A 434-nucleotide genomic window follows, 5' to 3' on the forward strand; every position below is an offset into this window, starting at 1 on the left:
GCAGACAGGCGCATGAGCGTGCGGCGCACGACGCCGCGTGACGTGCCGAAGTGCTCCAGCAATTCTGTTTCGGACGCTTCGCTGCCGATCAGACCGTTTGCTCTCGCATGCATAATCTGCCGGTACAGCACATCCATCCCAGATGGGGGCACAACTTCTTCAAAGCGATCATCGCCGGTTGGCACTCGCACCAACACAAAACCACGATTATCGGTTTGCGCTAGAAGACCCTTTTCAGAAAGGAATTGCAGTACCTGTCGAACTGGCGTACGCGAGATGCCGAATTCGCGGGCGAGAGCCGCATCCGAGATCTTCCCACCGATTGGCCACTTACCCGCACGGACAATCGGTATCAGTTTTCGAACAACTTCAATCTGTAAAGGACTAAGAGCGCCGTTCGCAACACTCTTTGAGCCTAGGATGCCACTTCTCAT

The 434-nt window shown here is 55.1% G+C and carries 1 protein-coding gene; it reads right to left on the reverse strand.

The genetic code is table 11. The features are described from left to right. Positions 1-434, reverse strand: a 434-nt coding sequence (locus AB4Z23_RS28605) for a GntR family transcriptional regulator (protein ID WP_441361323.1), incomplete at its 3' end; no start/stop codon positions are given.

Source organism: Agrobacterium sp. MCAB5, assembly GCF_052114365.1.
GTDB lineage: Bacteria > Pseudomonadota > Alphaproteobacteria > Rhizobiales > Rhizobiaceae > Agrobacterium > Agrobacterium tumefaciens.